We start from the raw sequence: 1,333 nt of genomic DNA on the forward strand, positions 1-1,333 counted from the left end.
GTAAATATAATATGTAAATTATTTTCTTATTCGAGCCACCCTCGGTATGGGACTGAGGGTACCTAAGTATCATACTTAGGGTACCTGAGTATCATACTTAGATCCCCTAAGTATCATACTTAGATACCCTATTTATAAATCCTTGATTACCAAGTACTTACAAAGGGTCTATTTTTACCCTCTTTTGTCATATTTTTTCGCATTAAACTTCGCCTTTTAGAGGGCGACACCTGTAAAAGGCAATCGCAAGGACTACTCGAACCCGCCGACGCTGAACCCGAAATAGCGGTCGGAGTAGGTCACTTCGACGCTATTATTCAAGAAGCTCAGGCTGCACGCGATGATGCTGCTCAACGGGTTAGCACTAGACGACCAATAGTAGCCGCAGCCAACGGAGTATAGCCGACCAAAGTTGTAGAGACCCAAGCTGGGCAGGTAAAAGTAGGTGCCTGCGTCAGCAACAGAAGGAAGACCGGAGTTGGTGATACTACTGCTGGTGTTCGTGTAACTCTTGTACGTTGTACGCATGTCGGTTATACCGTCGGCAGATTTCTCGGTGTCGTAATGATGCTCGCCTTGCAGCACGGACTTCTTCTTAAACCACATGCCACCTTTGTATAAGTGACCCATTGTAGTCCATAACTCATCACCGTCCCAACGTGGATCACCGTACATACAGTACCAAGACATCTCGTTGGCGTTAGGAAGGTCTTTACATGGGGTGTGGGTAGCTGGATTGCTTACGCCATAACCTGGGTAATACTCGTTGTAGTAACGATGGTTAGTATCGCTACTATTCTGGGGGTAATCGTTAGAAGATGTTGCGCCTGTTAAACCTTGACTAATTGTCGGCTGACTACCACCTTGATTCCATTCGTAACCTTTCCAGTATTGATTCTGTGCATCCCACATATAGTAATGGGTGCCGTCGTAATCATGTGGGTCAAGATTAGCTGTTATATCCTGAATTGAACCAGCCGTACAATTTAGCGTAATGATCTTTGATACTGTTCCCTCTATCGTCCCATTAGGATTATCTGTTGTATTGCGAAGCCAATAACGAATGCGGAGAGTATGTGTGCCTGGAGCAACGACTGCGTAGGTTGCATTCTTGTTCATGTCGTCAGCAGAGTTGTCTATATCAAAGCCCGAACCAGTTGTTACGGTGATTATCTTTGAACCACCTGAAGCGAGGGTAAGGGCTCCATTAGCTGCTATGTCGTAAGTTCCTGCAATATCATCGTCGCTCATAATCTCAACCTTAATCAACTTACTACGATTTACGTATGGGTTACTTGAGCGAGGGATAAAACAGAGATAAGCTGCTTTGTGA

General features: G+C 44.9%; 1 pseudogene. It reads right to left on the reverse strand.

From position 1 onward, the window contains the following. Positions 1 to 252: 252 nt before the first annotated feature. Positions 253 to 1,333: pseudogene (locus tag HMPREF9969_RS13065) on the reverse strand (hypothetical protein); the annotation flags it as partial.

Origin of the sequence: Prevotella sp. oral taxon 306 str. F0472, assembly GCF_000257925.1 — a bacterium.
Classification (GTDB): Bacteria; Bacteroidota; Bacteroidia; order Bacteroidales; family Bacteroidaceae; genus Prevotella; species Prevotella vespertina.